We start from the raw sequence: 23,794 nt of genomic DNA on the forward strand, positions 1-23,794 counted from the left end.
AAATCCCTCAGTCCAATGCGGCCAGAACGGCCCTTGTGATCGCCTCGGTCCGGTCCTGCCCCGGCACGGTGCCGATGCCCTGCGCCGTGGTCGCGCCAAGCGCCGCCATGATCCGCGCCGACGCGACCGCCTCGCCCAGATGGTCCATCATCATCGCCGCCGACCAGATCGCGGCGATGGGGTTTGCGATGCCCAGATGCGCGATATCGGGGGCCGACCCATGCACGGGCTCGAACATCGACGGGGCCGAGCGCGAGGGGTTGATATTGGCCGAGGCGGCAAAGCCGAGCCCGCCCTGAATCGCCGCGCCCAGATCGGTGAGGATGTCGCCGAAGAGGTTCGACGCCACCACCACGTCAAGGCTTTCGGGCGCCATCACCATGCGCGCGCAGATCGCGTCGACATGGTAGTGGCTGACCTCGACATCGGGGTATTCGGCTGCCAGCTGGTCCGTCACCTCATCCCAGAACACCATCGAGTATTTCTGCGCGTTGGATTTGGTGACAGAGGCCAGCTTGCCCCGGCGCTTGCGCGCCTGCTCGAACCCAAAGCGCAGGATCCGCTCCACCCCTACCCGGGTGAAGACAGAGGTTTCCACCGCCACCTCATCGGGTGTGCCCACATGCACGCGGCCGCCCGCGCCGGAATACTCGCCTTCGGTATTCTCGCGGATGCACAGGATATCGAACCCCTCCTTGCGCAGCGGCCCCTGCACGCCGGGCAGCAGCCGGTGCGGGCGGATATTGGCGTATTGCACGAAGGCCTTGCGGATCGGCAGCAAGAGCCCGTGCAGCGACACCGCATCGGGCACCAATGCGGGCCAGCCGACCGCGCCGAGGAAGATGGCGTCGAAGCTGCGCAGCGTCTCGATCCCGTCTTCGGGCATCATCCGGCCGGTTTGAAGGTAGGTCTCGCAGGACCAGGGGAAGGTCACTGTCTCCAGCAGGTCGGGGGCGGCTTTCTGCGCCACCTCGATGGCGGCCTCGGTGACGGGACGGCCGATGCCATCCCCCGGGATCAGGGCGATACGGTAGGTCATGGCGTCCTCACAGGTCGATCAGCACCGATTTGGTGCGGCGGTTGGCGTGATAGGCGTCGCGGCCCAGATCCTTGCCGATGCCCGAGGATTTGTATCCCCCCGTCGGCAGGATGTGATCGCGCGAGCGGCCATAGCGGTTGATCCAGACGGTGCCGGCCTCCAGCCGCTTCATCACCCGCAGGGCGCGTGACAGGTCGCGGGTGAAGAGGCCCGCGGCAAGGCCATAGGTCGGGTGATCGGCGAGGGCCAGCGCCTCCTCCTCGGTGCGGAAGGTCTGCAAGGTCAGGACCGGGCCGAAGATTTCCTCGGTCACGGCGGTGTTGGTCTGGCTGACGCCGGCCAGCAGGGTGGGGGCATAGAAATAGCCGGGGCAGTCGAGCCGGGCGGCGCCGGTCAGCACCTCCGCGCCCTCGGTGATGGCGGCGGCCACCAGCGCGTCGATCCGGTCCAGCTGGCGGGCCGAGATGATGGGGGTATACTCGGTGGCGGCGTCCCATGTCGGGCCGAGGCGGCCGGGCTGCAGGCGGGCGACGAGGGCTTCGGTCAGGGCCCCCGCGACGCTCGCCTCCACCAGAACCCGGCTGCCGGCGACGCAGACCTGCCCCGCGTTGAACAGGATGTTGCGGGCGATGCTGTCGGCGGCGAGGGTCAGGTCGGCATCGGCAAACACCAGTTGCGGGCTCTTGCCGCCCAGTTCCAGCGTCATCGGCTTGACACCGCTGCGGGCGATATTCGCCATGATCGCCGATCCGGCGGCGGTGGAGCCGGTGAAGCTGACCTTGCCGATGCCGGGATGCCCGGTCAGGGCGTTGCCGGTGGTGGGGCCGTCGCCCAGAACCACATTGACCAGCCCCGCCGGAATGCCGGCCTGCACCGACAGCTCGGCCATGCGCAGCGTGGCGAAGGGGGTCATCTCGGACGGCTTCAGCACCACGGCATTTCCTGCGGCCAGCGCGGGGGCCAGCTTCCATCCGGCCATCGAGATCGGGAAGTTCCAGGGCGTGATCGCGCCCACCACGCCGTAGGGTTCGGTCACGATCATGCCCAGCTGGTCGCCGCGGGTGGGCACCAGGTCGCCGCCCTCCTTGTCGGCCATCTCGGCGAAGAACCGGATCTGTTCGGCCGTCACCGCGATGTCGCCGGTGGCGATCTGGCTGATCAGGCGGGTGGAGGCGACGGCTTCGAGTCGGGCCAAGTGTTCGGCATCCGCCTCGATCAGATCGGCCCAACGGTGCAGGGCGCGGGTGCGCTCGCGCGGCTGGCAGCTGCCCCAACCCGATGATTTCAGGGCGGCCTTGGCGGTGCAGACCGCCTCATCCATCAGATCGGCGCTGGCGATGGGCAGGCCGGCATAGGCCACGCCGTCCGAGGGGCGATGCAGGGTCATCGCGTCAGGTGAGGGCCGATAGCGGCCGCCGATGAAGTGCCCCTTCGGCAGGTCGAGCGCGTCGGGGTCGAAGGAAAGGCTCATGGCGGTCTCCGGGGGGCTGGCTCTGCGGGGAGTCTAGCGCCGGGGTGCCCGCAGATTGCGTCGGGGCCACCCGCGTCGCAGCGGATAATTCTGTTTGCCGGCGCGGTGGCGCAATTCCCTGTGGGGGTGTCAGAGGGCGTATGCTTCGCGGAGACGGGCGAAAAGGGTGGGCATGTCGGTCTCGCCCGCCGCCACCTCGGCAAAGACCCGGTGCTTGAGGAAGAACCGCCAGCCGACCGGCTGCGCGGCGAGGAAGGCGGTCAGGTGGGCATAGCGATCTTCCGTCCAGACCGCCTCGAAGGCAAGGCGGCCGGGGCTGAAGGCATAGAGCGCGGGGGCCGGGCGGGGGGCGGCGCGCAGCGCCCCGGTCGTCGCCGCATCCACCGCACCGCCCGCGATCACCACGCCGTAGTCGCGGGCGGCGGCCTCGGGGCTGACCGCGCCGCGCTGCACGTCCTGTAGCACCAGCGCCGGAGGCCGCGCGAAGGGATCGCCCCAACCGCCCGCGCCTGGGCCGGTGACGCGGATCACGTCGCCGGGGGCGCAGTGGACCAGATCGGTGTTGCCCAGCTCGACCGCCTGATCCGACCCCGGATTTTTCACGAAGCGCGAAACGCAGGCCTCGCCCGCGCCGTTCAGGCCCCATGCGCCCATGATGGATCGGTTGCGGTTGCGGGCCGTGACCACGGTTTCGGGGGCCGTCACCTGAAACTCCATCACCGCCGACAGCCCGCCGCGCCACAACCCCGGCGCGCCGGTATCGGGCGTGAGGCCATAGCGCAGGAAGCGGATCGGCACCTCGGCCTCGGTGATCTCGACCGGGGTGTTGCGCAGGAAGCCCGTGGCCCCGCCCGCGCCGTCGCTGCCATCGGCAAAGGGCATCGCGCCGCCACCGCCGCCCACCGGGCCGATGGAGGCCATGATCGGCCGGCCGTTCCGCGCCGCGGTCTTGATGTTCATGATCGCGTTGCCACCGGGGGCAGCCGCCGGGATGCGCCCCGGCAGGGCCTGCGCGAAGGCGCCCACCGTCACGATCTGCGTCATGGCGCAGGTCAGCGACCGCATCCCGATGGCCGCGCCGGGGGCAGAGTTCACCACCGTGCCTTCGGGCAGCACCGCCCGCGCCGGGCGCAGGGTGCCGGCGTTGAGCCAGAGCGACGGGTCGAGCGTATAGAGCACATAGGTCAGCCCGACCATCACCAGCGGATGCCGCTCGCGCCCGCCGGTCGGCATGTTCAGCGAGGAGCCAAGCTGCGGGTCCGAGCCGGTGTAATCCAGCGTCACCTCATCCCCCGCGATCCTTAGGGTCAGCGCGATGCGGGCGGGCAGGCCGGCGGGGCTGTCCTCATCGGCGTAGTCGGCAAAGCTGTAGCTGCCATCGGGGATGGTGCCGAGGATACGGCGGGCCTGCGCCTCGGCGTGGTCGAGGATCGCCTCCACGCCTTCCAGAAAGGCGGTCAGGCCAAAGCGGCGGATGATGCCCTGCATCTTGCGCTCGCCGACATTGACCGAGGCGATCTGCGCGGCAAGGTCGCCAAGGTTCTGGTCCGGCAGGCGCACATTGGCGCGGATCAGCTGCGCCACGAAGGGGTTCTGCACGCCGCCTTCCACCAGCTTGACCGGCGGGATGCGCAGGCCCTCTTGCGCAATCTCGGTCAGGCTGCGCGACAGGCTGGCGGGCACGGCGCCGCCGACATCGGTGTTGTGGATGTGGCCGACGACGAAACAGGCCAGCTGCCCGCCGAAGAACACCGGCTTCCAGATGTGGATGTCGGGCGTGTGGGTGGCGACATGGCCCGCCTCGGGGTCATTGGTGATGCAGATATCGCCCTCGGCATAGTCCGGGATGCAGGCCAGCAGCGGGCCATAGTCGATGCCGGAATACCAGGGCGCGCCGAACTGGCGCGGGTTGGCGAAGGCGAGGCCATCGCGCGTGACGATCTGGCAGGAGAAATCCTCGGTCTCCTTCACGAAGGCGGAATGGGCGGTGCGCATCAGGGTGAAGGCCATCGCATCGGCGGCGGCCCCGCAGAAATTGGCCAGAACCTGAAGGGTCCGGGGGGTGATGGCGGTCATGCGTGCAACTCCCGCGTGAGGATGAGGTTGCCGAAGGGATCGACCTCCAGCGCGAAGCCGGGCGGGATGACGGTGGTGGTGTCGTCCTGCGTGACGATTGCGGGGGCGCTGAGTCGGTGGCCGGGATGCAGCCCGGCGCGGGGGTAGAGCGGTGTGGGGTGCGGCCGCCCGTCGAACCAGCCGGTGATCTGGCCGGAGGTCGTGGCCGGGCCGGTGGCGGGGGCCGGGCGTTGCAGGCGCGGTTTGGGCGTGGGGGCGCTGGCGACGAGCCGCAGGTTGACGATCTGCACCGGCGCCTCGGGGCTGTCATGCCCGAACAGCCGCGCATGTTCGGCATGGAAGGCGGCGGCGATGGCACCGCGGTCGGCGCTGCGCAGCCAGCCCGCTTGCAGCGGCGTTTCAATCTCGTAGCTCTGGCCCAGATAGCGCATGTCGGCGCTGACGGTGATCTGCGCCTCGGCCGCGTGCCCCTGGGCGGCGAGCCAGTCGCGGCCCGTTGCCTCCAGCTCTGCCAAAGGCGCGGCGAGGGTCTGTGCGCCCTCCTCTGTCAGGTCGACGAACAGGGTGCGGATGAAGTCGTTGCGCAGGTCGGCGATCAGGCCGCCAAGCGCCGACACCACGCCGGGGGTGGGCGGCACGATGACGCCTTTCATGTCCAGCTCTCGCGCCAGGAAACAGGCCAGCATCGCGCCCGCGCCGCCGCAGGCGAACAGGTGGAACTCGCGCGGGTCGATGCCGAAGCGCGAGATGAGGCCCGAGACTTCGGCATACATGGCAGACACCGCGATCTCGACGATGCTGGCGGCGGTCTCCTCGATGCTGGCATCCAACGCGGCGGCAAGCGGGGCGATGGCGGCGCGGGCGGCCTCGCGGTCCACCGTCACCGCGCCATAGCCGAGCGTGCCATGGCCGATCAGGTTGGCGGCGGCCATCGCATCGGTGATCGTGGGCTGCGTGCCGCCGCGCCCGTAGCAGGCCGGGCCGGGGGTGGAGCCTGCGCTTTGCGGCCCCACGGTCAGGATGCCGCCCGCATCCACCGCGGCGACCGATCCGCCGCCCTGCCCCACCGAGCTGACCGCGACCGAGGGGATGTGGATCTGGAAATCCCCGATCACCTCACCCGTGCCATATTGCGGCACACCGTCCAGGATCACCGCCACATCGGCCGATGTGCCGCCGATATCGAGGCTGAGCACCTTCGGAAAGCCGCATTCCCGCGCCAGCCAGCCCGCGCCGATCACGCCGGATGCGGTGCCCGACAGGATCATCTGCACGCATTCGGCCCGGGCCTGCGCAATGCCCATCACCCCGCCGTTGGACTTGGTGATATGGGCGGGCACGGTCACGCCCTTGTCTTTCAGCGCCGCCTCGAACCGGCCCAGATAATGGGCCACGCGCGGCTGCACATAGCCCGAGATGACGGCGGTGATGGTGCGCTCATACTCGCGGATCACCGGCCAGGTGCCGGAGGAGGTGACGACCGGCAGGCCGGGGGCGATCCTTGCGATCATCGCGGCGACGGCCTGCTCATGCGCGGGGTTGCGATAGGCGTGCAGGAAGGCCAGCACGATGCCCTCGGCGCCCGCGGCCTGCGCCTGCGCGACCATCGCCGCCACATCGGCGGGATCGGGCGCGGTGACCGCCTGGCCATCTGCCCCCATCCGCTCGGTGATGCCAAAGACCCGGTTGCGCGGGATCAGCGGCGCGGGGCGCCTCGAGTAGAGGTTGTGGATCTGCGGGATCTTGAGGCGGGCGATCTCCAGCACATCCTCGAAATTCCTTGTGGTGAACAGGGCAAGCGGGGGGCCGTTGCGCTGGATCACGGTGTTGATGCCGACGGTGGTGCCATGGGTGAAATAGCTGACCTCGGCCGCGGGGATGCCATGGCCCCGGGCCAGACGGTCGAGCCCGGCGGTGATCTCGGCCCCCGGCGCATCGGGGCGCGAGAAGACCTTGAGCGTGGTGAGGGTGCCGCTGTCATCCAGCACCGCGAAATCTGTGAAGGAGCCGCCGACATCGACGCCGATCCTGTAGCCCATGGGGTGCCTCATTCCTGCCGCCTGGGGACGGTCATGTAGTATTCGGGGTTCGGCGCCGGGGCGTAGCCGGCGCGGGTATAGACGGCATGGGCATCGCGCGTCGCCAGCATCCAGCTTGTCACCGTCGCCAGTTCGGGGTGGCTGCGGATGGTCAGCGCCAGCCAGGGCGCAAGGCCGCGGCCGCGATGGGGCGGCAGCACGAAGACGTCGCGCAGATAGGCGAAGACGGCGCAATCCGTGACCACGCGGGCAAAGCCCGCCATCGCGCCATCCGGGGCATAGAGGCCCATCGGCAGCGATCCGGCCAGCGCGCGTTCCAGCACCGGGCGGGGCAGGCCATCCGACCAATAGGCCTCCTCCGCCAGGAAGCAGGCGACGACGCTGATGTCGATGCGGGCACGTTCGGTGGACAGGCTGTAGCCGTCGGGGCGGGTCCAGGTCTGGGGTGCGAGGGGGTGGATCATGGCTATCTCCTTGCGGGCAGGATCGCACGGCGGCACGATGGCCGCTGACTGTGATGCGCCGGCGATCCGCAGGGAATGTTGCAGGGGCTGCGCAGTTCGGCACGATCTGCGGGGCGCGCCGGTGAGGATGGGGAAACCCCCGATGGAGCCTGACATGACGCCCGAAGCGATCCCCGAAGCGATCTTGGCCGATCTTGTTGCCTGCGCCGATCTGCCCGGCGCGCCGAATGCGCGGGTGGCTGGCTGCGTGCAGGCCCACCTCGCGCGGGCGGGGGTGGAGTGCACGGTGTTGCCGGGGCCCGAGGGGGACCGGGTGAACCTGTTCGCCACCATCGGGCCGCGGGATGTGCCGGGCTATGTGCTGTCGGGACATATGGATGTGGTGCCGGTGGCGGGGCAGGTCTGGGCCAGCGACCCGTTCCGCCTGCGGGCCGAAGGCGGGCGGCTCTATGGGCGCGGCGCGACGGACATGAAGGGTTTTCTGGCCTGCATGATCGCCATGGTGCCGGAGCTTCTGGCACTCGGCCTGCGCCGGCCGATCCATCTGGCGTTTTCCTATGATGAGGAGATCGGCTGCCGCGGCGTCCCCCATATGCTCGCGGCGCTGCCGGGTCTGTGCGCCCCGCCGCTGGCCTGCATCGTGGGCGAGCCGACCGACATGCAGCCGGTGCTGTCGCACAAGGGCAAGCAGGCGCTGGAACTGGTGATCGAGGGGAAGGCGGCGCATAGCTCGCAGCCCGATCTGGGGGTGAACGCGATCTATCCGGCGGCGGAGGTGCTGCTGTTCATCCGCAATCTGGCGGCGCGGCTGGCGGCCGAGGGGCCGTTCGACGCCCGGTTCTCGCCCCCCTGTTCGACGGTCGTGGCCGGGGTGGTGCAGGGCGGGGCGGCCCTGAACATCATCCCCGACCGCTGCACGGTGCAGATGGAGGTGCGCTCCGTTCCCGGCCAGGCGCCCGAGGCGATCAGCGCCGAGGTGCTGGCGCGGCTGGCGGCGTTGGAGGGGGTGCGGGTGTCGCATCGCGAGCTGGCCCGCTATCCCGCGCTGCCCCCGCCCGAGGATCGCGGCCTGGCCGAGCTGCTGGAACGGTTGACCGGCAAGCCCGCGCTGCAATCGGTGAGCTATGGCACCGAGGCCGGGCTGTTCCATGGGGCGGGGGTGCCCTCGATCATCTGCGGGCCGGGCTCGATTTCCCGCGCGCACCGGCCCGATGAGTTCGTGACGGTGGATGAGCTGGCCGGGTGCTGCGCCATGCTGCGGGGGCTTGGGCAGGTGGCGGCGGGCTGACCCCGCCGCACGCCGTTCAATAGGCGACCACGTAGATCTTGCGCACGGTTTCGATGGTGCGCCATGTGCCCACGAAGCCGGGCTTCATCACGAAGCTGTCGCCGGCGCGGTAGGTGACGGGCGGCTGGCCGGTCTCGGTGAGTTCGACGACGCCTTCGAGGATGTGGCAGAACTCGAAGGTCTCGCCCTTGATCGAATGGGTCAGGCCGGGGGTGGCCTGCCAGACGCCGGACTTGATCTTGCCGTCCCGCGCCTCATCCATCGCCCAGGTGCTGAATTCTGGCGCGCCTTCGATCAGGCGGTCGGCATCCGGCAGGGCATGGGTCGGGGTGAAGGTCGGGTTATGGTCGAGGGTCTTGAGCAGGGTCATGGTCGTCTCCTTATGTCGGGGGCAAGATACGATGCCCGCCCGCAGCCCCGCCCCCGATCTGGCGCGCGGGGGCGCAGATCGTGCCGAAGACCGGGGGGCGGGGAGTGGATCGTTCGGCGGCGGCCTCAGCCCGGGCCGCTGCGCACGTCGAGCGCGTCGCGCAGCCCGTCGCCGATGAAGTTGAAGCTGGTGACGGCCATGGTGATGGTGATGCCCGGCACGATGGCCAGCCAGGGCGCGCTGGCCAGGTATTGCTGCGCGCCGTTCAGCATGTTGCCCCAGCTCGGCAGCGGCGGCTGGATGCCGTAGCCAAGGAAGCTGACATACGCCTCCAGCAGGATCGCGCGGGCGACGGTCAGCGTGGCGGCGACGATGATCGGGCCCATGGCATTGGGCAGGATCTCGCGGAACATGATGTGGCTGCGGCTGAGGCCCAGCATCCGCCCGGCCTGCACGAATTCCCGCTCGCGCAGCGACCTCACCTCGGCCTCGACGATGCGGGCCACCTCCATCCAGCTGGTGAGGGCGATGATGATGGTGATCATGGTCGGGCTGGGTTTCAGCAGCGCCGCCAGTGCCAGCACCAGGAAGATCGACGGGAAGGCCAGGAACGCATCGACCATGCGCATCAGCGACGCGCCGACCCAGCCGCCGCGATAGCCTGCGACGACGCCGACAAAGGCCCCCAGCAGCGTGGACAGCACCATCGCGCAGACGCCGACCAGCAGCGAGGTGCGCCCGGCCATCAGCAGCCGCGCGGCAATGTCGCGGCCAAGCGGGTCAGTCCCCAGATAGTGCTGCCCGGTCATCGGCGGCGCGAAGCGGGCCCGCAGGTCGATATAGAGCTGGTCATAGGGCAGCAGCCAAGGCCCCGCCACGCAGGCCAGCGTCAGGGCGGTGATCATCACCACCCCGATCAGCGCCAGCCGGTGCCGGGCAAAACGGCGCACGGCGCGGCTGTGCCACCAGCGGCTGCGCGGTTCGGAAAGGGGGATCGTGGACATGTCAGTCTCCTCGGGGGCGGCGTTCAGCCCAGGCGGATGCGGGGGTCGACCATGGCGATCACGACATCGGCGATCAGGTTGCCAAGCACGGTCAGGAAGGCCGAGAACATCAAGATCCCCATCACGACCGGGTAGTCGCTGTAGCCGAGGCTATCCAGAAACAGCCGCCCCATGCCGGGCCAGGTGAACACCGTCTCGGTCACCAGCGCGCCGCCAAGGATGCTGGGCAGCTGCATTCCCGCCAGCGTGATCATCGGCAGCAGGGCGTTGCCCACGACGTGCTTCATCAGCACCCGCCGTTCGGTCAGGCCCTTGGCACGGGCGGTCTTGACAAAATCCTGGTTGATCACGTCCAGCGTGGCGCTGCGCATATAGCGGCTCCAGACCGCGACATTGACCAGCGACAGCACGATGCTGGGCAGGATCAGGTGGTGCAGGTAATTCAGCACCGACCCGTCGCCGATGGTGTACATGTTGCCCGCCGGCACCCAGCCAAGGCGCAGCGAGAAGACATAGATGCCGACAAGGCCGAACCAGAAGGTCGGGATCGACAGGGCGACCATCGCGCCGACCGTGGCCGAATAGTCGAACATCGAATAGCGATGCGTCGCGCCGCGGATGCCGATCCAGGTGCCTATGGCGATGGCGATCACGGTGGACGATCCCATCAGCAGCAGCGTGGCGAACAGGTGCCGCCCGATCACGTCCAGCACCGGAACCCCGTCGCGGAACGAGGTGCCCCAGTCGCCCTGCAGCATCCGCATCAGCCAGTCGAAATACTGCACCGGCAGCGGGCGGTTCAGCCCCATCTGCTCGGCCAGGCGGTCCATGTCGGCCTGGGTCATGCCGGGATCGAGCGCGAATTGCGCCAGCGGCCCGCCGGGCATCAGGTTCAGGATCGTGAAGCCGATGATCGACACGATCAGCAGCAAGATCACGCTCTGCCACAGACGGTTGAGCAAGAAGACCAGCATGGGCGCCTCGGGGGATCAGCGAATTTCGGGTGGGTGCCGCCGCCCCTGTACGGGGCGGCGGCGTCGGATCAGCTGGCCCAGTACCACTGGCCGGCATTCCAGGTCTCGGTGCGGGTGTTGCCGTTGTGGACGACCCCCTCGATCCCCTCTTTCCAGGCGCGGATCGAGTTGTCCGAGAACAGCGGCAGGAAGGGCAGGTCGGCGCGGATCAGTTCCTGCACCTCGAGATAGATCTCGCGGCGGCGTTCGGGATCGAAGCTCGCGCTGCCTTCGTCCAGCAGCTCGTCCACCCGGGCGTTCTTGTATTGCGCGTTGTTCGATCCGCGCCCGCCCTGCGCGATGATCGCGCCCGAGTGGAAGCGGTTGGTGACGTCCGGGTCGGAGCCGATCAGATAGGTGATGCCGACGACGACCGAGTCGAACTGCGACTGCGTCCAGAACTCGCCCCAGATCACCGCAGCGGGGTAGTTCTCGATCGTCATCTCGATGCCCGCCTCGCGCAGGGTCTGCTGCACGAACTGCTGCAGTTGCTCGCGCAGGTGGTTGCCCGAGGTGGTGGAGTTCACGAACGAGAGCCGCACCCCGTCTTTCTCGCGGATGCCGTCAGATCCCGGAACCCAGCCGGCCTCGTCCAGCAGCTGGTTGGCGCGTTCCAGGCTGAATTCATGCTGTGGCAGGTCGGGGTGCAAATAGGCCGAGGTGCGGGGCATGAAGGTTTCCACCGAATCCGGCAGCCCGTAATACAGCGCGTCGATGATCGAAGCCTTGTCGATGGCGGCATAGACCGCCTCGCGTACCGCCAGTTCCTTGAAGACCGGGCGTTCGAGGTTCAGGTAGATGGTCTCGACCGAGGTGGCCGGTTCGAGCTTGATCACCTTGCCGGCCAGCGTCTGCGCCTCGGCATAGTTGTCGGGGGTGATGTACATGCGGCCCAGCAGATCGACGTCACCGCTTTTGAACTGGGTGTAGAGCACGGTCACGTCGGGGATGTACTTGAAGATCAGCTGCTCGATATAGGGGCCCTCGCCGAAATAGTCCGGGTTGGCGACCAGGCTGATATGGTCCCCTGCGATGCGGTTGTCCCACTTGAACGCGCCGGTGCCGACCGGCGCCTGGTTGAAGGCGGCGGTGTTCGGATCGGCCTCGGCGCCCAGGATGTGCTTGGGCACCATGAAGGTTTCGGTCAGGAACGACAGGTACGGCGAGAAGGGCTTTTCCATCCGCCAGGTGACCTCGGTCGGCGAGACCACCGTGACTTCGCGCAGCAGCGAGTGGCCGGCGGTGCGCCAGCTGCGGAAATCCGGGTTCACGATCAGGTCGAGCGTGTACTTGACGTCTTCGGCGGTGAAGGGCGCGCCGTCATGCCAGGTCACGTCATCGCGCAGCTTCACGCGCCATTCGAGGCCATCCTCGGAAATGCCGCCATTGGCCTGGCTTGGCACTTCGCTGGCAAGGTTCGGCACGATCTCGCCATCCGGCATCACCCGGAACAGCGCGTCGAACATCGAGAAATGGACGCCGTCATCCACCTCGATCTTGACCATCAGCGGGTTGAAGTTGGTGGGTTCCTGCGACAGGCCGACGATGATCCGCCCTGTCGGCGTTTCGGGGGGCGTCGCGGCGAAGGCCGGCTTGCCCAGCAGGTTCGGGGCCAGCAGGCCAGCCGTGCCGGCCGCGCCCATCAGCATGAGGGCGCCGCGGCGCGACATCGTGGTTGGGGTCTTGTGGTGAGCCATTGATCGTCTCCCTGAAGTGGCTTTGCCGTTGTCGGAAGGGGCACCGGGTCTTAGCTGCCCGGCTGTTCCCCTGGGATCGCCGCCACCAGTTCGCGGGTGTAGGCGGAGTGTGGATTGAGGAAGATCTGCGAGGGCGGTCCGCTCTCGACGATCTTGCCGCGCTGCATCACCGCGATCTCGTCGCAGATCTGCGAAGCGACGCGCAGGTCATGGGTGATGAAGATCATCCCGACGCCGGTCTCGCGCTGGATCTTGTCCAGCAGTTCCAGGATCTGCGCCTGGATCGACACGTCGAGGGCCGAGACCGCCTCGTCTGCGACCAGCAACTTGGGCTGGAACATCAGCGCCCGGGCGATGCCCACGCGCTGGCGCTGGCCGCCGGAAAATTCGTGCGGATAGCGGCCGAAGGCGCCGGCATCGAGGCCGACCATCGTCAGCAGATCCTGCGCCGAGGCCCGCGCCTTGGCATAGGGCACGCCGTGCGCGACCGGGCCCACCGTCAGGATATGGCCGATGGTCGAGCGCGGGTTGAGGGACGCGAAGGGATCCTGAAAGATCATCTGGATCTTGGGGCGCAGCGCGCGGAAGCGGTCTTCCTTCAGCGCGGCGATATCGCTGCCCTCGAACAGGATGCTGCCGCTGTCGCTGTCCATCAGCTTGACCAGCAGCCGGCCCAGCGAGGATTTGCCCGATCCGCTTTCGCCCACGACACCCAAGGTCCGCCCGGGCCAGAGGTCGAAGGACACGCCGTCCACCGCCTTCACCACCCGCTCGGTGCCCAGCAGCTTGCTGCCGCTGCGATAGGTCTTGACCAGACCCTCCACGCGCAGCAGCGGCTCGGCCTTGGCAGGTGCCGCGGCAGGATGCGCGCGGTCGGTGCCGGTCAGGTGCGGCACGGCGGCGATCAGGCGTTTGGTATAGGGATGCGCGGGGGTGCGCAGTACGGTATCGGCGCTGCCCTGCTCGACGATATGGCCCTTTTCCATCACCACGACGCTGTCGGCAATCTCGGCCACGACGCCAAAGTCATGGGTGATGAACATCACGCTCATGCCCTTGCGGGCCTGGATGTCGCGGATCAGCTTCAGGATCTGGGCTTGCGTGGTGACGTCGAGCGCGGTCGTCGGTTCATCCGCGATCAGGATCGAGGTCTCCAGCGCCAGCGCCATGGCGATCATCACCCGCTGGCGCTGCCCGCCCGACAGGCGGAAGGGATATTGGCGATACATCAGCGGCGGATCGGGCAGGCCGACCTCGTCCAGCAGTTCCAGCGCCCGGGCGCGGCGGCTGCCCGGCGTGCCCACCCCATGCGCCATCATCACCTCGGCGATCTGCGCGCCCACGGTCATCAGGGGGTTCAGCGCCGAGAGCGGATCCTGGAAGATCATCGCCATCTTGCGGCCGCGCAGATCGCGCAGCGTCTCGGCCCCCGCGGCGAGAATGTCGGTCCCGCCCATCCGGATCGCGCCTTCGGTGACCTTGATGCTGGGCGGCAGCAGGCCCATCACCGCATGGGCGGTGACCGATTTGCCGGAGCCGGATTCGCCGATGATGCACAGGATCTGCCCCGGGAGCAGGTCGAAGGAGATGCCCTGCACCGCATGGGCGCGTTCCATGCCGTCCGGCAGGCTGACGGTCAGATCGCGCACCGACAGCACCGGCTGCGGTGCGGCAGGATCAGCAGTCTGAAGGGGTTGAGCGCCTTGGTCGGGCATGGTCGCTGACTTCCGGTTGAACGTTCACTTTTACAAAAACAAGCATATAGTGAATATTGCAGCAAGGGTCTTGTCAGAGATCGCGCTGCCGTCTTGGCCGAATCTGCATGAAGATAGCCAACCAATATGCTGTTAAGTAGTGATTATTCATGTAACGATTATTATTTAAGCGAAACTTTTACCAAACCGGGCAAACATAGATATTGAATTTTTATGCGGCCTCTTTCAATATTGTGTGGAGATGCAGGCACGGCCAGGCCGGAGGACAAGGCGATGGATCAGCGGGCAGAGACCCCGGCGGAGCGGCCCCCCGAGGGCGCGGCCCCGGAGCCCCATGTCGGGGCCACGCTGCGGCGCCTGCGCAAGCAAAGCGGGCTTTCCCTGCAGGCGCTGGCCGTCGCCTCGGGCGTGTCGGTGGGGATGATCAGCCAGGTGGAGCGCGGGTTGGCCAACCCCTCTGTCCGGCTGCTGACGGCGCTGCGCCGGGCGCTGAATGTCTCGATGCAGGACCTGTTCGGCGAGGTGCCGGCGGATGCCGGGGTGCCGGGCAGCGATCCGTCTTTCGTGCGCCGCCGTGAGAATCGCCCGGTCATCAACCTGGGCTCGATCCGCAAGGAGCTGATGACACCGCCCGACCGGCAGAACCTGCAGCTGATGATCCTGCGGATCGAGCCGGGCGGCGAATCGGGCGGGCGCGCGCTGAGCTATCCTGCGGAAAAGGGCGGCTTCGTGATGTCGGGCCGCCTGACGCTGACCGTCAATGACCAGCGGGTGGAGCTGAACACCGGCGACAGCTTCTGCTTCGACAGCGCCCTGCCCCACAGCCTGTGCAACACCGGCGATGAGCCGGTCGAGGTGCTGTGGATCATCGGCGCCGTGCAATTCGACCGCCACCTCTAGCGCACAACCCCCCGGAAGGCCGACCATGCAGCAGACCAGCGCCCCCGACAAACGCACCCCCTATTGGTGGGAGGACGCCCCGGTCCGCCCGCTGCCCGAAACGCCGCTGGCAGCAAAGGCCGATGTGGTCGTGGTCGGTGCCGGCTATGCGGGGCTTGTGGCGGCGCTGACGCTGGCGCGGGCGGGCCGGGCGGTGACGGTGCTGGACGCGATGAACCCCGGCGAGGGCGCCTCATCCCGCAACGGCGGGATCACCAGCGGCAATATCCGCATGACCTTCGACCAGCTGAAGCGCCGCTATGGCGAGGAGCGCGCGCTGGCGATCGAGGCGGAGGGCAAGGCGGCGCGCGCCTTCACCTATGATTTCATCCGCAGCGAGGGGCTGGACTGCGATTTTCAGCTGACCGGGCGGTTCTATGGCGCCATCGGGCAGGAACAGTATGAAAGCGCGGCGCGCGGGGCCGAGGCGTTGCACAAGAAGCTGGGGATCGACAGCTTTGCCGTGCCGCGGGCCGAGCAGCGCGCCTACATGGGCACCGACTATTACCGCGGCGGCACCGTGCGGATGGATATCGGCGGGCTGCAGCCGGCGAAATACCATGCCGAGATCCTGCGGGTGACGCTGGCATCTGGCGCGGCCGTGCATTCAGGCTGCCCCGTGACCGGCATCGCGGCGACGGGCGCGGGCTTTGTCGTCACCACCCCTGCCGGCAAGATTGCGGCGCGGCAGGTGCTGATCTGCACCAATGGCTACACCGATGCCGCAATGCCCTTCCTGCGCCGCCGGCTTGTGCCCGTGCGCAGCCGGATCATCGCCACCGAGGAGCTGCCGGTGGAGATGATGGACCGGCTGATGCCCAAGCGGATGATGGGGTCCGAGGGCAAGGTGCTGGGGTTCTACTACCGCCCCTCGCCCGACGGGACGCGCATCTTGCTGGGGGGCCGCGACGCCTCGCAGTCGGGCGATCCGGCGGCGCCGACGCTGATGCTGCGCAAGGGGCTGATCGGGCTGTTCCCGGAACTGCAGGATGTGCGCCTCAGCCACAGCTGGTTCGGCAATGTCGCCATGCACCGCGACATGATCCCGCGGATCTTCGAGCATAAGGGCCTGACCTATGCCACGGGCTTCTGCGGGTCTGGCGTGGTCTGGGCGCCGTGGATCGGCAGCCGCGCCGCGCACAAGCTGATGGGCGACGCGCAGGGCCGGTCCGCCTTTGACATGCGCCCACCGCCGGCGATCCCGCTCTATAACGGCAAGCCGTGGTTCATGCCGGCCTTCATCCAGGGCTACCGGATGCAGGACCGCATCGCCATGAGCCGCGCCACCCGCTGACCCCCTTCCAGAAAGGCTGCCCCCGTGACCTTCCTCATCCTGTCCTACCCCGAGCGGGTCGAAACCTTCCGCCGGATCTTTGCGCGTGATCTGCCCGAGGTGCGCTTTGCCAGCGACCTGGCCGAGGTGGACCCGGCCGAGGTCCGCTATCTGATGGCCTGGACCTTCCCCGAGGATCTGGCGACGCGCTTTGGCAATCTGGAGCTGATCTTTTCCACCGGCGCCGGGATCGATCAGGTGGTGGGCCTCGACCTGCCGCCGCGTGCGCAGCTGGTGCGCATGGTGGAGGAAGGGCTGACGGCCATGGTCCGCGATTATGTGGTGATGGCGGTTCTGGCACTGCACCGCGACCTGCCGGCCTATCTGGACCAGCAGCGCCAGCAGGTCTGGAAGACGCGCGACTTCGTCTGGGCCGATCAGCGCCGGGTGGGGATCCTGGGGCTGGGAGAGCTTGGCCGGGCGACGGCCGCCGCGCTCCGCCCTTTCGGCTTTCCGCTGGCAGGCTGGTCGCGCAGCCCGCGCCAGATTGACGGGGTCACCTGCCACCACGGGCCGGAGGGGCTGCGCAAGATGCTGGCCGAGACCGATATCCTGATCTGCCTGCTGCCGCTGACGGATGAGACCCGCGGCATCCTGAATGGGGGGCTCTTCGCGCAGCTGCCGCAGGGCGCAGGGTTGGTGCAGGCCGGTCGCGGTGACCATCTGGATCAGGAGGCACTGCTGGCGGCGCTGGACTCCGGCCAGCTCTCCGCCGCCGTGATCGACGTCACCGTACCAGAGCCGCTGCCGGCGGGGCATCCGCTCTGGTCGCATCCCAAGGTGGTGCTGACGCCGCATATCGCCGGCCACAGCCGCCCCGAAAGCGCCGCCGCCGCCACTGTCGCCAACATCCGCCGGCATCTGCAGGGGCAGCGGGTGACCGGGCTGGTGGACCGCAGCCGGGGATACTAGGGTCTGACCTCATAACGCGATGCCCTGAAGGGACGCGTCAGGGTTCACTTCTCCTGTCAGAGGTGGCGCTCCCGTGACGAACCTGTCCCATAATGCTTCCTTCCGTTCCCTTGAACGCATCGCACCATCAAACCGTGGGATCAAACACCTAGGAGGGCACGCTGCGGCTGCTCGAAGGGCCGGAACAACGGCAACAGCCATAAACACCAACACGGTAACGCAGGCCTACAGGGCCCCGCTGGGGGTTGACGCGTGCGACTGCATCGACTGCGGTCCCCTGCCTTTCAGCCGGAGTTGGGAAGCGCGCTCTGGCTTATGGACTGGTCGAGCGCCTCGAACCCGAAGTAATCGAGAACTTCGTAGAGCTGCGTGCGCGTCTGCATCTGCCCCAGCAGGGGGGCCGTCGTGTCATGGTCGCGAAGCGCGGCATAAAGCTGTTCCTGCGCATGGTTGGCCACGCGCAGGGACGAGACGGGCCAGATCACCATCCTGTATCCCATATCCTGAAGTGCGGCGCCGGTCAGCTGCGGGGTGCGCCCGAACTCGGTCATGTTCGCCAGCAGGGCAACACCCGGCAATGCCTCGGCAAAGCGGCGCATCAGGTCGATATCGGTCAGCGCCTCGGGGAAGATGGCATCCGCGCCGGCCTGCAGATAGAGGCGCGCCCGGGCGATGGCGGCGTCCAGCCCCTCATTGGCCAGCGCATCGGTGCGGGCAATGACCACCATATCCCGGCGAGCCTTGACGGCGGCGGCAACCTTGGCGGCCATATCCGCGGGGGTGGCCAGCCGCTTGTCCGACAGATGGCCGCATTTCTTGGGCAGGATCTGGTCTTCCAGATGGATGGCCCCCGCCCCTGCCTCCTCGAACCGGCGGGTCATGACCATCACGTTCAGCGCCTCGCCATATCCTGTATCGGCATCGACCAGCACCGGAAGGCCCGAGGCGCCGGCAACCTGGCGGATGAAGAAGCACACATCCTCGATGGTGATCAGCCCCAGGTCGGGCAGGCCCATCGAGGCGCTCATCGCGGCCCCCGACAGATAGAGCCCCTCGAACCCGGCCGCGCGGGCCTGCAGCGCGGCCTGCCCGTTATGCGCGCCGGGCAGGCGAAAGATGTCCGGGCAGCTCAGGCGGTCCCGGAAGCGCCGCCCGGCCGGGACAGGATCGTGCCGTTCAAGCCAGGTCATCTCAATCCTCCGACAGTCGCGCTTCGGCGGGCAGCGCCCGGCGCAGCAGCCGCGGCAGCAGCAAGATCGCCGCGGCCGCCCCCCAAAGCGCGATGGCAATGGGGCTGGACCACAGGATCTGCACCTCGCCGGCCGACAGCGACAGGGCCCGGCGCAGGTTGGTCTCCAATATACCGCCCAGCACGAAGCCCAGGATCAGCGGCGCCATCGGCACATGCATCCGGCGCAGCCAGTAGGCCGCGGCACCGACCACGACCATCAGGATCAGGTCGAAACTCGCCGACTTGCCGGAATAGACCCCGACGGCCGAAACGACGACGATGAAGGGCACCAGCACCCAGGCCGGCACCGACAGCATACGCGCGAACAGGCCGACGAGCGGAATATTCATGGCCAGCAGCATGACGTTGCCGATGAACAGCGAGGCGATCAGCCCCCAGATCAGCTCTGGCTGCGAGGTGAACAGCATCGGCCCCGGCGTCAGGTTGTAGAGCGTCAGCACCCCCAGCATGATCGCGGTGGTGCCAGAGCTGGGGATCCCCAAGGTCAGCATCGGGATGAAATTCGAGTTCGACGCCGAGTTGTTGGCGGCCTCGACCGTGGCGAGGCCGCGCAGATCGCCCTTGCCGAACCGGCTGCCCTCGGGATCACGGCGTTCGGTGATCTTGCGCTCGGTCGAATAGGCGAGGGCCGAGGCGACGGTGCCGCCCGCGCCCGGCAGCAGGCCGATGAAGAACCCGATCCCCGCCCCGCGCAGGGCCGAGGGCAGCGTGAAGCGCATCTCCTTGAAGTTGAACAGGTTGCGGCCCATCCGTTCGATCTTGACGGACACGCCGTCGCGGTGGCTTTGCAGCAGGATCAACAGTTCCGAGATCGCAAAGAGGCCGATGACCAAGGTGGAGAAGGCCAGCCCGTCGATCAGGTTCGGCATGTCGAAGGTATAGCGCATGACGCCGGAATTGGCGTCGATGCCGATGGTGGACAGGGCAAGGCCGATGCCGGTCGCCAGCAGGGCCTTGATCGGCTGGTCCGACAGAAGGCCGGTCAGGCAGGCAAAGGCAAAGATCATCAGCGCGACATATTCCACTGGCCCGAAGGCCAGCGCCCACCGCGACAGCACCGGCGCGGCCAGCACGATTCCCACCGTCGCCAGAACCGACCCCAGAAACGAAGTCCAGGCAGACAGCGACAGCGCCACCCCGGCCAGGCCCTGCCGGGACAGGGGATAGCCTTCCAGCGCGGTCATCACAGCCGATGCCTCGCCCGGCACGTTGATCAGGATGGCGCTGATCCGCCCGCCATATTCCGACCCGATATAGATCGCGGCCATCAGGATCATCGAGCTTTCGGGCGGCAGCCCAAGGGCAAAGACCACCGGCACCAGCATGGCGACGGCGTTGACGGGGCCAAGCCCCGGCAGCACGCCGACCATGGTGCCCACCACGGCGCCAAGCGCCGCCAGGGCCAGGTTCATCGGGCTGCTTGCAACGGCAAACCCGGTCATCAGCAAAGCGAGCGTTTCCATCAGAACAGGCCTCCCAGAATGCCCGCGGGCAGGACCACGTCCAGCCCGCGGTCGAAGAGCAGGTAAGAGCCGACCGACAGCACCGCGCCAGATAGTGTCGCCTGTATCCAGCTTGCCCCGAAGATCCGGGCAACGATGCCGGACATCAGGAAGGTCGAGGGAACGTATCCCAGCCGTTCGAAGATGACAGCGTAGATCAGCAGCGTCACGGTCAGCATCACGATGCCGGTCATGGTGCGGCGGCTGACCGCCTCGGTATCGTTGCCGCCGCCGATCAGCAGGACGATCCCGCAAAAGGCGATCAGGACGGCGGTCAGCATCGGAAAGGCGCGCGGCCCCACCGGTTCATAGGCAAAGGGCGCGACCAGCCCCCAGCCAAAGACTGCGAGGATTCCGGCCATGAGCAATGCCATGGCCCCAAGGCTTCTGTTACTGCTCATGGCACGGGGTCCTTACTGCTGAACCAGTTCGAATTCACCCGCCAGCGTGCGGTAGGTGGCGACCGCCTCGGTGACGAAGGCATCCAGCTCGTCGCCGGTCATCGGCAGCGGCAGCAGGCTGCGGCTTTCCAGCAGGGCTGCGTAGCCCGGTGCCGCCATCGCGGTCTCGAAGGCGTCGACCCACCACTGGTAATCGGCGTCCGAAACCTCGGGGCCGACGTAGAAGCCGCGCACGATGGGCCATTCGATGTCGAAGCCCTGTTCGGCCGCGGTCGGCACCTCGGCCAGCTTGCCGGGCAGCCGGTCGGGCGCAAACACCGCCAGCAGCTTCAGCGGCGCCCCGCCATCGATAGCGGCCTGGCTGTCACCCACGTCGTTCATGCAGGCATCGACATGGCCGCCCTGCAGCGCGGTGGCACAATCGCCGCCGCCCTCGAAGGCGACGAAGCGCATGGACTTGTGGTCGATGCCCGCGGCGCGCGCCGTCAGCGCGGCCTTCATCCAGTCCTGGCTGCCGATGGTGCCACCGGCGCCAAGGATCACCGAACCCGCGTCGGCCTTGATCCCCTCCATCATCGCGGCGAGGCTTTCCCACTCGCTGTCGGCCGGCACCACGACCGCGCCGTAATCGGTGCCGATCGACGCCACCCACCGCACGTCGCCTTCGTCATGCGCGCCGAACTTGCCCTGGGCGAGGTTCAGCAGCGACCCGGCCGAGAAGGCGACGATCGTACCCGGCTCATCCGTGCGCTGGCCGACGATGGTGCTGTAGGCCACGGCGCCGATCCCGCCCGGCATGTAAGACACGCGCAGCGGCGCCTCCAGCACGCCCGCGTCGGTCAGCGCGGTCTGTGCCAGCTTGCAGGTGATGTCGAAACCCCCGCCCGGCTGTGCAGGCGCGATGCATTCGGGCCGGTCGGGCGTGGCCGAGGCCAGCGTGGCCGACAAGGCAAGCAGCGGGGCGGCCAGCGCGACGGCGCGGCCCTTCGTGATGCGGATCATGATTTCCCTCCCAAGGAATATGACGGGCCTCCCGAGCCCATCACCTCACGTTACGACAGCCAAGCTTTCAGTCAGCTTTCAGTTCTGCGTGTCTATTGGGCAGGTTCAGGCTGGCGGTCAGGCCGCCCTCTGGCCGGTTGGCAAGGACAAGCGTCCCGCCCATCGCCCCCATGATCTCTTGAACGATGGCCAGCCCCAATCCGGTGCTGGCAGGCGCCGCGCGGCGCGTGCGGGGCAGGTTGAACCGCTGGCCCTGGTCCAGCCGCCGCAAAAGCTCATCCGAAAGCCCCGGACCGTCATCGCGGACCGCGATCACCGTCTGCCCTCCGGCGCGGCGCGCCGACAGGGCGATCACCCCTTTGGCCGGGCTGGCCGTGATGGCGTTTTGCAAGATGTTGCTGACCGCCTCGAACAGCAGCGCCTCGGTCGCGTGGACCGTGGTGACATCGGGCGCCACCTCGACCTCCAGCACGATGCGCCGCTTGCGCGCGGATGCCAGATGCAGCCGCACGACCCCGTCCAGCAGGGCGGAGACATCCACCTCTTCCGCCGCCGAACTGCTCCACAAGGCGCTGTTCCGGGCCAGCGCCAGCGCCAGAAGCTGGCTGGTCAGGCGCGACGAGCGGTCGGTGATCTCGCGCATCGCGCGCAGCACCGCGTGCAGGGCAGCCGGATCCTCAAGCTGAAGGCCCCGGTCGATCTGAGCGCGCAGCACCGCCAACGGGGTCTTGAGCTGATGCGAGGCATCCTCGATGTAGCGCCGCTGCGCCTCGCCCTGGATGCGGTGGCGGTCGACCAGCCGGTTGACGGACCGCACCAAGGGCTGCACCTCGCGCGGCAGGCCCGCCGGATCCAGCTGGCGCAGATCATCGGAGGCGCGGTGATCCAGCCGGTCGCGCAGCGCCCGCAGCGGCCGCAGCCCGGCATGGACACCCACCGCCAGCAACAGCGCCGCCGCCAGCAGCGCCGCCAGATCGCGCATCATGGTCCGTGAGATCACAGTGCGCAGAAAGGCCTCGCGCGATTCCGTCGTCTCGGCGATCTCGATGATCAGGTTCTGGCCCTCGGCCCCGTAAAGCGGCGGGTCCAGTGGGCGCATATAGGCGCCGACGCGGATGGGTCGGTTGAAATACACCGCGTCATAGAACACCACCTGCCCCACCGTCAGCGGGGGCGGCGCGGGAAGCAGCGCATCGCCGATCTGGACCAGCCCGTCATCTGTCGAGACCCGGAACAGCACCTCGCCCTCTGCCGTCGCCTGAAAGCTCTCGAACAGCGGATAGGGCAGTTCCACGCCAAGCCCGCCGCTTTCGGTCGAGATGCGCAGGTCGATCGCCCGGATCGCGCCCCGCAACGAGCGGTCATAGGCGCTGTCGGCGACCTCGCGCAGGGTCTTGACCGACAGCATCAGGCCGGCAACCATCAGGAACAACAGGGTCGGCAGCATCCACAGCGCCAGCGTCCGCCACAGCGGCCGGCCCGGCGCGGCAGTGTCGCGGCGGGTCATGCCGTGCCCTCGTCATGTTCCAGCAGGTAGCCGATGCCGCGCAGCGTCACGATCTGCACCGGCGCGTGGGCCAGCCGCTTGCGCAGGCGGTGCACGATCACCTCGACGGCCTCGGGGTTCATGTCGCTTTCCATCGACACCAGCCGGTCGATGATCTGCTGCTTGGACAGCGGATCGCCCGGCTTCTGGATCAGCAGCCGCAGCACGGCATGCTCGCGCGGCGACAGCAGCAAAGCGTCCCCCAGCAAGGTGAAGCGCTGTGCGGCGTGATCAAAGCTCAGCGGCCCGCAGGCATAGACACCGCGCGCCCGGCCATGGCTGCGGCGGATCAGGGCATGGATACGCACCTCCAACTCTTCGATCGCGAAGGGCTTTCCCATGAAGTCGTCGGCGCCGTCGCGCAGAAGCGCCACCCGTTGCGCCAGGCTGTCCCGCGCCGTCATCACCAGCAGTGGCGTATCATTGCCACCCGCCTTGAGGCGGGCCAGCAGCTCTGCTCCGGTCATCAGCGGCAAACCGAGATCAAGCAGGATCAGGTCATAATCCTCGGCCGCGATCCGGCTTTCGGCGCTGCGTCCGTCTTCGGCCCAGTCCACCTGAAAGCCGCACCCGATCAGGCTTTGCGTCAGCCAGTCTGCAAGGTCCTGGTCATCCTCGACCAGCAAAAGCCGCATGATCCCTACCCCGCATTGCCATCGTCGCACGTTAGACGACAGCAATGCCAAGAGCGAATGATTCACCACGGCCTTGGGAGGCGAGGATGATGGGAG

The 23,794-nt window shown here is 67.9% G+C and carries 20 protein-coding genes; 4 read left to right on the top strand and 16 right to left on the bottom strand.

Annotated elements, in window-relative coordinates; translation table 11 throughout:
• Positions 1 to 7: 7 nt before the first annotated feature.
• From GVY41_RS17510 to GVY41_RS17530, 5 genes are all read right to left on the bottom strand, one after another.
• Positions 8 to 1,039: a tartrate dehydrogenase gene (locus tag GVY41_RS17510; protein ID WP_161348305.1), complete on the bottom strand. Its 1,032-nt coding sequence runs from the start codon at positions 1,037 to 1,039 to the stop codon at positions 8 to 10.
• A 7-nt stretch (positions 1,040 to 1,046) separates the two neighbouring features.
• Positions 1,047 to 2,510 carry an aldehyde dehydrogenase family protein gene (locus tag GVY41_RS17515; protein WP_161348306.1) on the bottom strand — a complete coding sequence of 488 codons (1,464 nt, stop codon included), beginning with the start codon at positions 2,508 to 2,510 and terminating at the stop codon, positions 1,047 to 1,049.
• Between the two features lie 129 nt (positions 2,511 to 2,639).
• Positions 2,640 to 4,586 carry a hydantoinase B/oxoprolinase family protein gene (locus GVY41_RS17520; RefSeq protein ID WP_161348307.1) on the bottom strand — a complete coding sequence of 649 codons (1,947 nt, stop codon included), beginning with the start codon at positions 4,584 to 4,586 and terminating at the stop codon, positions 2,640 to 2,642.
• A complete protein-coding gene (locus GVY41_RS17525) occupies positions 4,583 to 6,625 on the bottom strand; it encodes a hydantoinase/oxoprolinase family protein (protein ID WP_161348308.1) in 2,043 nt (680 codons plus the stop codon). Before GVY41_RS17525 ends, GVY41_RS17520 begins: the two co-directional genes overlap by 4 nt.
• 8 nt (positions 6,626 to 6,633) lie before the next feature.
• Positions 6,634 to 7,089, bottom strand: coding sequence for a GNAT family N-acetyltransferase (locus GVY41_RS17530; protein ID WP_161348309.1), 456 nt, complete (start codon positions 7,087 to 7,089; stop codon positions 6,634 to 6,636).
• 154 nt (positions 7,090 to 7,243) lie between these two features.
• Here GVY41_RS17530 and argE point away from each other — a divergent pair, with 154 nt between their 5' ends.
• On the top strand, positions 7,244 to 8,377 hold the full coding sequence (gene argE, locus GVY41_RS17535) for an acetylornithine deacetylase (RefSeq protein WP_161348310.1): 1,134 nt from the start codon (positions 7,244 to 7,246) through the stop codon (positions 8,375 to 8,377).
• A 16-nt stretch (positions 8,378 to 8,393) separates the two neighbouring features.
• On the opposite strand, the gene GVY41_RS17540 is transcribed toward argE, so the two are convergent.
• The 5 genes from GVY41_RS17540 to GVY41_RS17560 form a co-directional block, all read right to left on the bottom strand.
• Complete coding sequence (locus tag GVY41_RS17540) at positions 8,394 to 8,747, bottom strand: cupin domain-containing protein (RefSeq protein WP_161348311.1); 354 nt, start codon at positions 8,745 to 8,747, stop codon at positions 8,394 to 8,396.
• Positions 8,748 to 8,872: 125 nt separating this feature from the next.
• Entirely contained in the window at positions 8,873 to 9,751 is an 879-nt protein-coding gene (locus GVY41_RS17545) for an ABC transporter permease (RefSeq protein ID WP_161348312.1), read from the bottom strand.
• 23 nt (positions 9,752 to 9,774) lie between these two features.
• On the bottom strand, positions 9,775 to 10,725 hold the full coding sequence (locus GVY41_RS17550) for an ABC transporter permease (RefSeq protein WP_161348313.1): 951 nt from the start codon (positions 10,723 to 10,725) through the stop codon (positions 9,775 to 9,777).
• A gap of 68 nt (positions 10,726 to 10,793) precedes the next feature.
• Entirely contained in the window at positions 10,794 to 12,461 is a 1,668-nt protein-coding gene (locus GVY41_RS17555; RefSeq protein WP_161348314.1) for a peptide ABC transporter substrate-binding protein, read from the bottom strand.
• Between the two features lie 50 nt (positions 12,462 to 12,511).
• A complete protein-coding gene (locus GVY41_RS17560; RefSeq protein WP_161348315.1) occupies positions 12,512 to 14,176 on the bottom strand; it encodes an ABC transporter ATP-binding protein in 1,665 nt (554 codons plus the stop codon).
• Between the two features lie 273 nt (positions 14,177 to 14,449).
• On the opposite strand from GVY41_RS17560, the gene GVY41_RS17565 reads away from it, so the two are divergent.
• From GVY41_RS17565 to GVY41_RS17575, 3 genes are read left to right on the top strand one after another with little or no spacing between them, the layout of a single operon-like run.
• Positions 14,450 to 15,076 (top strand): cupin domain-containing protein, encoded by a 627-nt coding sequence (locus tag GVY41_RS17565; RefSeq protein WP_161348316.1) that lies wholly within the window; start codon positions 14,450 to 14,452, stop codon positions 15,074 to 15,076.
• A 25-nt stretch (positions 15,077 to 15,101) separates the two neighbouring features.
• Positions 15,102 to 16,409 carry an NAD(P)/FAD-dependent oxidoreductase gene (locus tag GVY41_RS17570; RefSeq protein WP_161348317.1) on the top strand — a complete coding sequence of 436 codons (1,308 nt, stop codon included), beginning with the start codon at positions 15,102 to 15,104 and terminating at the stop codon, positions 16,407 to 16,409.
• 24 nt (positions 16,410 to 16,433) lie between these two features.
• Positions 16,434 to 17,360 carry a 2-hydroxyacid dehydrogenase gene (locus GVY41_RS17575; RefSeq protein WP_205600093.1) on the top strand — a complete coding sequence of 309 codons (927 nt, stop codon included), beginning with the start codon at positions 16,434 to 16,436 and terminating at the stop codon, positions 17,358 to 17,360.
• Between the two features lie 284 nt (positions 17,361 to 17,644).
• Here the strand turns inward: GVY41_RS17575 and prpB are convergent, their stop codons facing one another.
• The 6 genes from prpB to GVY41_RS17605 all read right to left on the bottom strand — a co-directional run bounded on the left by prpB (position 17,645) and on the right by GVY41_RS17605 (position 23,698).
• Entirely contained in the window at positions 17,645 to 18,550 is a 906-nt protein-coding gene (prpB, locus tag GVY41_RS17580; RefSeq protein ID WP_161348318.1) for a methylisocitrate lyase, read from the bottom strand.
• 1 nt (position 18,551) lies between these two features.
• Complete coding sequence (locus GVY41_RS17585) at positions 18,552 to 20,075, bottom strand: tripartite tricarboxylate transporter permease (protein ID WP_161348319.1); 1,524 nt, start codon at positions 20,073 to 20,075, stop codon at positions 18,552 to 18,554.
• Positions 20,075 to 20,515, bottom strand: coding sequence for a tripartite tricarboxylate transporter TctB family protein (locus tag GVY41_RS17590; protein ID WP_161348320.1), 441 nt, complete (start codon positions 20,513 to 20,515; stop codon positions 20,075 to 20,077). Before GVY41_RS17590 ends, GVY41_RS17585 begins: the two co-directional genes overlap by 1 nt.
• A gap of 12 nt (positions 20,516 to 20,527) precedes the next feature.
• Positions 20,528 to 21,517 (bottom strand): tripartite tricarboxylate transporter substrate binding protein, encoded by a 990-nt coding sequence (locus tag GVY41_RS17595; RefSeq protein WP_161348321.1) that lies wholly within the window; start codon positions 21,515 to 21,517, stop codon positions 20,528 to 20,530.
• 67 nt (positions 21,518 to 21,584) lie between these two features.
• A complete protein-coding gene (locus GVY41_RS17600; RefSeq protein WP_161348322.1) occupies positions 21,585 to 23,024 on the bottom strand; it encodes a sensor histidine kinase in 1,440 nt (479 codons plus the stop codon).
• Entirely contained in the window at positions 23,021 to 23,698 is a 678-nt protein-coding gene (locus GVY41_RS17605) for a response regulator (RefSeq protein WP_161348323.1), read from the bottom strand. Before GVY41_RS17605 ends, GVY41_RS17600 begins: the two co-directional genes overlap by 4 nt.
• Between the last annotated feature and the right edge of the window lie 96 nt (positions 23,699 to 23,794).

Origin of the sequence: Frigidibacter albus, from assembly GCF_009908165.1 — a bacterium.
Classification (GTDB): domain Bacteria; phylum Pseudomonadota; class Alphaproteobacteria; order Rhodobacterales; family Rhodobacteraceae; genus Frigidibacter; species Frigidibacter albus.